The sequence below is a fragment of the Mangrovicoccus sp. HB161399 genome (assembly GCF_013184745.1).
GTDB lineage: Bacteria > Pseudomonadota > Alphaproteobacteria > Rhodobacterales > Rhodobacteraceae > Mangrovicoccus.
The window spans coordinates 1-6,617 of record NZ_JAATVU010000145.1; the positions used below are offsets into that span (position 1 = coordinate 1).

Here is a 6,617-nt window from a genome sequence, read left to right on the forward strand (position 1 = left end):
TGACCTCCACCTCTTCCTTGAGGCGACGGTTCTCGCGCCGAAGTTCGGCCAGTTCGGCGGCCTCGGCCTGCTGCTTGCGGATCGCCTCGGCCGCCCCTCCAGCCGCCAGTTCAAGCCGCCAGCCTTTCAGCTGCGACGGCGTCACGCCAAGTTCCCGCGCGACGCTGGTCTGGGTGGCGCCGGGCTCCGACAGGCGCGCAACGGCCTGCTCCTTGAACTCGGCGGTGAAGTGACGACCGGGTTGTCTGCTCATAGCGGGTCCCTCTCTCTGGGAGTACTTTAACTCCCGGTCCGGGATCCGGGGGCAAGGTCACTTCCCGGAACGCGGTCCCGCCCGGACCTTCTCGCACTCGACCGGTCAGGTCGGCTGGTGGTGATCGAGACCAAGCGGGGCAAGCCCGGCAGGGACGTCCTCTGGCAGGCGGCCCATTATGCCGCCCATGCTGCGGCGATGGACGGAAAGGCGATCATCGCTGCCCATCAGCGCTATCTCGACCGAACAGGCGCCAGCGGAGATGCCCGTGCGCGGATCCGGGACTTCCTGGATCTTGGCGACGCGCAGCCGCTGAGACTGAACCCGCCCCGAAGCCAGCGCATCATCCTGATCGCAGGCGGCTTCCCGAAGGAACTCGGTGCCGCCGTGCTCTGGCTGCGCGACCAGGGCGTGGCCCTGCAATGCATCCGCGCCACCCCGGTCACCGCGGCCAGCGGCCTGTTTCTCGACCTCGAACAGGTCATTCCCGGCCCGGATGACGCGGAGTACCGGCCGGTGGCCACGCCTTCCCGGGAACCCGAAACACTTCCGGGCAAGCGGATCTCCGAAGAGACAGCACGACACAGGCGGGACTTCTCGAGCTACGTCCTGCCGCGCATGCGCGCCGCGGGCGTGCCGCTTTTCTCTCAGGCGGCTCCATCGAGCGGCTCCCATGTCGCAGTGCCTGCGGAAATGGCCGGAGTGGAATTCCGGCTGACCGTCGGCCGGAGTTGCGCCAGGGTCGAGCTGCGCCTTGGCCATCAGGAACGCAGCCGCAACGATGCGATCTTCCAGCACCTTCGTGCCCGCAAGGCAGAAATCGAAGCTACCTTCGGCGCTCCTCTGAACTGGGGCGCTCCGGCGAACCGTATTGTCAGGACGCTCGCCTATCCGTTCAGCTTCGACGCGGGCCGCCGAGAGACGTGGCCCACAATCACGCTCTGGCTCATCGAGCATGCGGCCAAGCTTCACCGGGCAACGGAGCCACATCTGGCGGCAGAGCAAGAATTCCTCGCGAAATCCTGAAAGCAGCCGCTCAACCCGCTCCGCAGCAATCTCGTCGTGCTAACCGACGGAAGTGCGCACGAAAGCCGCCATTGCCCATCTGCCGTTGTGCCGATGCAGACAGGATCAGCCTGTTGGCCCGGGCTTGGCACCATTCTCGCTCCGAAAAGAGTTTTGCGACCTGCTGATCCTTCTCTACCGCTATAAGGCAGACATCGCCTCGCGAGGGAGAAGACATGCCGCTCAAGGATTTTCCGATCTGGACCCGCCCACGGCACCATCTGGACGTCGAGGGAGGCGCAAGCAATCACGTGCATTGGGTCGAGCTCTTCTACGATCTCGTTCACGTGGTGACGATCTTCCTGCTCGGCAACTACCTGTCGCATCACCTCGACTGGGCCGGGTTCTGGACCTACAGTTTCCTCTTCATCGCGATCTTCTTCGCCTGGGCCGACAACTCGGTCTACAACTCGCTCTACATCTCGACCGACATCCCGCACCGCGTGGCCATGGCGGTGCAGATCGTCACCATGATGTTCATCGCCGCGGCGATCCCCGAGATTACCCATGGCGGCTGGCCGTTCTTCGCGCTCGGCTACGCGCTCAACCGGGCGCTCACCGCATGGCTCTACTGGCGGGCGCGGCATCTCGGGGCGGAGACCACCTCGCTGGCATCCGAGATGGGGCGGAACTTCTTCATCCTCGCGGGGGTCTTCGCGGTCTCGGCCTTCCTGCCGCGGCCGCTCGCCTACTGGGTGTTCGGCGCGGGCATCGTGATGATCCAGCTGATGTACCTGCTGCCGGGCATCGGCACGCTGCGCTTCGAGCGCTTCCTGCCGCGGCTCGGCCACCTGTCGGAGCGCTTTGGCCTGCTGATGCTGATCCTGCTCGGCGAGGGATTCTTCAAGCTCTGCGTCACGCTCGCCGACAAGAGCATCGACGAGGCCTATCCCGGGACGTTCTTCAACATCGCCATGGGTGGGCTGTCACTCTTTGCGCTGGCCTGGATCTACTTCGACAGCGCCGGCATGGCCAAGCTGAAGTCCCGCAAGGTGCCGCTGATGCTGTGCTACTGGTTTGCCCATATCGCCATCCTCTGGGCCGCGGTGACCATAGGCGTGGCGCTTGCAGGCGAGGTCTATGTCGGCTTTCTCGAGCCCTATCCACCGGGCTATGGGGCACTTGGCACCATCGGGCTCGCCGTGTTTCTGGCCGCGCTCTGGGTGCTGCAGCTTCTGGTCGAGGGCCGCGACGAGACCCGGCGCTACCATAGCGGCGGCCTGCGGCTCTTCGGGGCGGCCATGGCGATCTTCATGTTCTTCATCCACGCCTACGTGCCCGCGATCATCGGCAACCTCGGCTGGGGCATCGCGCTCTTCTCGCAGATCGGCGTGCCGCTCTACCGCGCCATCCGCGATCTGCGCGCCTCTCCGGCATCGTGAGCGCCGGAGGGGAAAGCCTCAGGCGGCAGGCCTACCGGTTGCTCGAACATCCCGGGACCGGGTCGACTCTGGCGCGCGTGCTGGGCTTTGCGCTGATCCTGCTGATCGTCGCCAATGTGATCGCCGTGGCGCTCGAGACCGTGCCTCGCATCTATGCCGTGCATCACGCCAGCTTCCGCGCCTTCGACACGGTCTCGGTCGCGATCTTCTCGGCCGAGTACGTGCTCCGTGTCTGGGCCAGCGCCGAGCGGGAACCCAGGCGGCCGCCCTGGCAGGCACGGCTGCGCTACATGCGCAGCCCGATGGCCCTGCTCGACCTCGGCGCGGTGCTGCCCTTCTTCATCGGGCTCGTCTTCAGCTCCAACCTGCAAATGCTGCGCATCCTGCGGCTCTTCCGCATCTACAAGCTGACGCGCTATTCGCCCGCGCTCTCGGTGCTCATCTCGGTGATCCGCGAGGAAGCGGGCGCCTTGATGGCCGCCTTCTCGATCCTGACGATCCTGCTCGTCTTCGCGGCGACAGGCGCGTATATCGTCGAGCACGAGGCGCAGCCCTCGGAGTTCGGCTCGATCCCCGCCGCCATGTGGTGGGCGCTGGTGACCCTGACCACGGTAGGCTACGGCGACGTGACGCCGGTCACGCCCTTGGGCAGGGTCTTCGGCGGGTTCATCACCGTGCTCGGCGTCGGCATGGCCGCGCTGCCCGCGGGCATCATCGCCAGCGGCCTCGCCGATCACCTGCACCGCCGCCGCGACCAGCTTCGCAACGAGTTCCGCCTGGCACTGGAGGACGGCAAGATCGATCTCGAGGAGGGCCGCCAGATCGAGCGGCTGCGGCGAGAGCTCGGCATCAGCCGCGACATCGCCCATGCCATCCTGTCCGACGTCCGGTTGCGGCAAGTGCCGCAGGGCGAGTGCAGCTGCCCTGCCTGCGGCCATGTCTTCGACAGCCGCAAGGCTGCGGGCGCCCAGTCAGCCGAGGCCGCGGAGCCGGGCCTTCAGCGCATCCACGACAAGCCGGAACGCCGGTGAGCTGTGCCGCCGGTTCGGGTAGTAGAGGTGATATCCCGGCAACGGCGGCGTCCAGTCCGCCAGCACTTGGCTCAGCTCGCCCCGCGCCAGATGCTCATCCACCTGGTCATGCGGGAGGTAGGCCAGGCCCTGCCCGAGGAGAGCGCTTTGCCGGATCAGCTCTATGGTGTTGAAGCTGAGAGCGCCCTCGACCCGCACCCGCTTTGCCTCGCCGTTCCTTGCCAGCCGCCAGGCGTTGATGGTGTCCGACGACGGAAGCCGCAGGTTGACCGCCCGGTGCTCGACGAGGTCCTCTGGGGTCTTCGGCACGGGATGCTGCGCGATGTAGGCGGGGGCACCGACAATCGCCATGGGGATGTCCGGGCTGATCCGCACCGAGATCATGTCCTTCGCGACCTGCTCGCCGAGCCGCACGCCGGCGTCGAACCTGTCGGCGACGACATCGACGAGCCCGTAATCGACGATGACCTCGACATTCACGTCGGGATAGCCCGGCAGCACCTCCGCCAGCGCGGGAACGAGGATGGTCTTCGCCGCGTGTTCGACCGAGGTGATGCGGATATTGCCGGTGGGCGTGTCCCGGAACTCGCTCAGTTCGGCCAGATCGCTGTCGATCTCGCGCAGCAGCGGAGCGAGCTTCCGGACCAGCCGGTCCCCCGCGGGCGTTGGGGCGACACTGCGCGTCGTGCGCGCCAGCAGCCGCAGCCCGAGCCGGTCCTCCAGACGCCGCACGATCTGGCTCAGCGCGGATTGCGAGATGCCCAGCCGGGTCGCGGCCCTGGTGAAGCTGCCCTCTTCGGCAACTGTCACGAAGGCCGTCAGATCGGCGATGTCCTCGCGCCGCATTCATCATCTCGCTTATAGGTCCATGAAGAACTTACCGTCTAATCACTGAGCGGCTCAAGCGTCATATTGGCTCCATCAGCAACGGATCGGTTCGATCCCACCGCCAAGGAGACGACCATGATCAAGATCAGCTTCGCCAACACCAACAACCCGGACGTCGAGATGTCGGCCGTCATCAACCTGCCGGAGGGCTTCGAAGAGGGCGCCAAGTACCCGGCCATCGTCGTCTCCCACCCCGGCGGCGGCGTGAAGGAGCAGACCGCCGGGACCTATGCCGCGGAACTGGCCAGGCAGGGCTTCGTGACCATCGCCTATGACGCGTCCTACCAGGGCGAGTCCGGCGGCCGCCTGCGCCAGCTCGAGAACCCCTACATCCGTACCGAGGATGTCAGCGCGGTCATCGACCACCTGACCACGCTGGATTACGTCGACACCGACCGGATCGGTGCCATGGGGATCTGCGCGGGTGCCGGCTATACCGCCAACGCGGCGATCAACGATCACCGGATCAAGGCCGTCGGCACGGTCAGCGCGGTCAATATCGGCGCGATGTTCCGCAATGGCTGGAACAATGACGTGGCCGATGCCGACGCGCTGCCCTTCCTCGAGGCCGGCGCCGCCGCCCGCACCGCGGATGCACAGGCGCTCGCCACCGGCGGTGATCTGGCGCAGATCCCGATGGCCCCGCTGAAGGAAGAGGATGCCCCCAACGAGGAGCTGCGCCAGGCCTGGGAATACTACCACACCCAGCGTGCGCAATGCGCCACCGCCCCGGGATACGGGCTGGCGCGCAGCCTGACCCAGCTGATCAGCTACGACGCCTACAACTTCGCCGAGGCCTTCCTGACCCAGCCGCTGCAGATCGTGGCGGGCAGCGTCGCGGGCAGCAAATGGATGAGCGACGACCTCTATGCCCGGGCCGCAAGCGGCAACAAGACGTTCCACGTGGTCGACGGCGCCAATCACATGGACCTCTATGACGGCGCGAAATTCGTCGGCGAGGCGATCAGCGTGCTGGCGCCCTTCTTCCGGGAAAAGCTCGGCGCCTGATCCGGCGCAGACGAAGCATGCCCGCCCGGATCGCGGGCGGGGCAGTCTCGCCCAATTCGACACCCAAGGAGTTCAAACCATGGAAAGCGTGACATTTCAGAACCCCGACATGGCCTGGCACATCGCGGCGGACATCCACCTGCCGCCCGCCTTCGATGCGGGCAAGCGCTACCCGGCGATCGTCAGCATCCACCCATTCGGAAGCTGCAAGGAGCAGACCTCGGGCAGCGTCTACGGCAAGGCGCTCGCCGCGCAGGGCTACGTCGTCATCGCCTTCGAAGCGAGCTATCAGGGCGCGTCCGGCGGCAGCCCCCGCTGGACCGAGAGCCCGAGCCAGCGGGTCGAGGACGTCAGCCACGTGATCGACCACGCGGTGACGCTGCCTTTCGTCGACGCGGACCGGATTGGGGTCATCGGCGTCTGCGGCGGTGGCGGCTACGCTCTGAATGCCGCGTTGACCGAGAAGCGGATCAAGGCGGTGGTCGGGATCACGCCGGTGAACCTGGGTCGTCTTTTCCGCGAGGGACTCAGCGGGTTCGATCCGGTCGGCGCGCTGACTGCCATGGCCGCGCAGCGCAGCGCCGAGGCGCGCGGCGCAGAGCTGCAGGTCAATGAACTGCTGCCCGCAAGCCCCGGGGCGGCCCGCGAGGCCGGGATGACCGAGCGCGATGTCTTCGAGGCGACGGACTACTACAAGACCTCCCGCGGCCAAGCGGCCGGTGGCGCGACGCGCATGGTCTTCAGCCATGCCCAGAAGACCCTGTCCTGGGATGCGTTTGGCTTCGCCGAGACGCTGATGACCCAGCCGGTGATGTTGGTCATTGGCCAGAAGGTCGGTGCCTTTGACGCCTATCGGGACGGCAAGGAGATCTACGGCCGCGCGATGGCATCAAAGGACCGGATGGACTAAGCCGCTCCGCGGCAATGGCGCTCGTGGCTGGCGTTGGTTGGTGAACTCGGCGTTTTCTATGTGGCTGGCCCTTCTGGGCT

7 protein-coding genes are annotated in these 6,617 nt (G+C 66.4%); 5 read left to right on the forward strand and 2 right to left on the reverse strand.

What is annotated here, in order from left to right; translation table 11 throughout:
• Window positions 1–253: transposase (locus HCC78_RS31100; RefSeq protein ID WP_172331753.1), on the reverse strand; the 253-nt coding region annotated here is incomplete at its 3' end.
• A gap of 120 nt (window positions 254–373) precedes the next feature.
• Between HCC78_RS31100 and HCC78_RS34550 the strand changes: the two genes are divergently transcribed.
• The 3 genes from HCC78_RS34550 to HCC78_RS31115 all read left to right on the forward strand — a co-directional run bounded on the left by HCC78_RS34550 (window position 374) and on the right by HCC78_RS31115 (window position 3,731).
• Entirely contained in the window at window positions 374–1,279 is a 906-nt protein-coding gene (locus tag HCC78_RS34550) for a DUF4268 domain-containing protein (protein ID WP_172332606.1), read from the forward strand.
• A gap of 215 nt (window positions 1,280–1,494) precedes the next feature.
• On the forward strand, window positions 1,495–2,700 hold the full coding sequence (locus HCC78_RS31110; RefSeq protein WP_172332607.1) for a low temperature requirement protein A: 1,206 nt from the start codon (window positions 1,495–1,497) through the stop codon (window positions 2,698–2,700).
• A gap of 38 nt (window positions 2,701–2,738) precedes the next feature.
• Window positions 2,739–3,731, forward strand: coding sequence for an ion transporter (locus HCC78_RS31115; protein WP_216671393.1), 993 nt, complete (start codon window positions 2,739–2,741; stop codon window positions 3,729–3,731).
• Here the strand turns inward: HCC78_RS31115 and HCC78_RS31120 are convergent.
• Window positions 3,672–4,577 (reverse strand): LysR family transcriptional regulator, encoded by a 906-nt coding sequence (locus HCC78_RS31120; protein ID WP_172332609.1) that lies wholly within the window; start codon window positions 4,575–4,577, stop codon window positions 3,672–3,674. The two genes, HCC78_RS31115 and HCC78_RS31120, sit on opposite strands and share 60 nt — an antisense overlap.
• Before the next feature lie 117 nt (window positions 4,578–4,694).
• Between HCC78_RS31120 and HCC78_RS31125 the strand changes: the two genes are divergently transcribed.
• Entirely contained in the window at window positions 4,695–5,627 is a 933-nt protein-coding gene (locus tag HCC78_RS31125; RefSeq protein WP_172332610.1) for an alpha/beta hydrolase, read from the forward strand.
• A gap of 109 nt (window positions 5,628–5,736) precedes the next feature.
• Entirely contained in the window at window positions 5,737–6,537 is an 801-nt protein-coding gene (locus HCC78_RS31130; protein WP_253949455.1) for an alpha/beta hydrolase, read from the forward strand.
• Window positions 6,538–6,617: the final 80 nt, after the last annotated feature.

Coding starts and splice junctions, on each gene's coding strand:
- HCC78_RS31110 (WP_172332607.1), top strand. CDS start 1,495: ATGCCGCTCAAGGATTTTCCGATCTGGACCCGCCCACGGCACCATCTG.
- HCC78_RS31120 (WP_172332609.1), bottom strand. CDS start 4,577: ATGCGGCGCGAGGACATCGCCGATCTGACGGCCTTCGTGACAGTTGCC.
- HCC78_RS31125 (WP_172332610.1), top strand. CDS start 4,695: ATGATCAAGATCAGCTTCGCCAACACCAACAACCCGGACGTCGAGATG.
- HCC78_RS31130 (WP_253949455.1), top strand. CDS start 5,737: ATGGCCTGGCACATCGCGGCGGACATCCACCTGCCGCCCGCCTTCGAT.